The sequence below is a fragment of the Arthrobacter livingstonensis genome (genome assembly GCF_003219815.1).
Classification (GTDB): Bacteria; Actinomycetota; Actinomycetes; order Actinomycetales; family Micrococcaceae; genus Specibacter; species Specibacter livingstonensis.
Genome location: NZ_QJVD01000111.1, coordinates 1 through 1,116 on the forward strand (window position 1 = coordinate 1; position 1,116 = coordinate 1,116).

Below are 1,116 nucleotides of genomic sequence, written 5' to 3' on the forward strand. Positions count from 1 at the left end.
CTTAGCCTCATTCCACCGATCCGGTTTGGTGAGCGGTTGGATCTCAATTTTTGGTGGCTTGGCGTTTTTGGGCAGCAGTGATGGCCGGTCTCGCTGCCGGCGTGTTCCACGTTTGGTGTTCCTTGGGTTGCGCCGGGTCCGGCTGGGTTGACGGGCTTTATGCTGCTTGTGGTGGTGCGTGGGTGGCGGTGAAGAGGTTCTCCCACTCGGTTTGCCACGGCCAGTCTTGGGGCAGGTGAAACTGTTGGCGTCGGGCGCTGGAGGCTATCCGGGCCGGGACGTTGATGAGCTTGGTGCGGATCGTGCCGGTGCGCGACTTGGCGAACTGGCCGGCAGCGAGGACTCCTGCGGTGCGGGTGAGGTTGTAGGCCATGACCGCCGCCACCAGCCAAGCCGAGTTCGCGGCGAATTTCCCGGAGGGCAGGCGGGCTAGGGCGCTGTCCTTCAAATCGGCGTTGACCTGCTCGATCCGGGCATGCTTGCGATGAACTTTGTCAGCTGCGACCGCGTCCAGCTTCTCCGTGGCCACGGTGGTGAAGAAGGAGTGGAAGCGGTACGTGTCAAAGAGTGTCGGCTGCCCCGGGGTGGCTTTCGGATTCAGTTCGGGAATGCGGCGCACGACCAGGCGCCCGGTGATCCGCTCGGCTTTCTTCCGGGAGATGAACGCGGTGAAGGGGATTTCCGCGACTTCAGCGGCTGACACCCACGTTTCGGTGTCTTCGTCGTAAACGGCGTTGGTGTACTTGATCGGCGTCCACGCATCAGCATCAATCCCTGTGATGGCACGTTTGACGGCCTTGTTCATCGGCACCGTGACCGTGACATCGGCGCCACCGGCCAAGGCGGCACTGACAGCGGGATGCCCGTAGTAGGCCGAATCAAAACGACACACCACCGGCCCGGTCGTGTTGGTTCGTTTGAGCGTGCCCAAAGCTTCGGCGACGAACTTGTTCGCGCCGCGTGCGGAGTTCGCCGCCCCTTTGCGCAGGCGCTGGCCAATGATGACCGGGGCCGTGTCTTCCCGGGAAGCGGTCGCCAGCACGGCATTCAGGCCCCGGACCTTGGAATAGCCGTAGCCGGAGCCCTGCTTCAGATAGCCGTGGACTTCGATGATCG

Annotated in this window: 1 protein-coding gene; it reads right to left on the reverse strand. The window is 63.1% G+C overall.

The window, feature by feature from the left end; genetic code table 11:
- Positions 1-157: 157 nt before the first annotated feature.
- Positions 158-1,116, reverse strand: a 959-nt coding sequence (locus tag CVV68_RS22985; RefSeq protein ID WP_110503287.1) for an IS1380 family transposase, incomplete at its 5' end; no start/stop codon positions are given.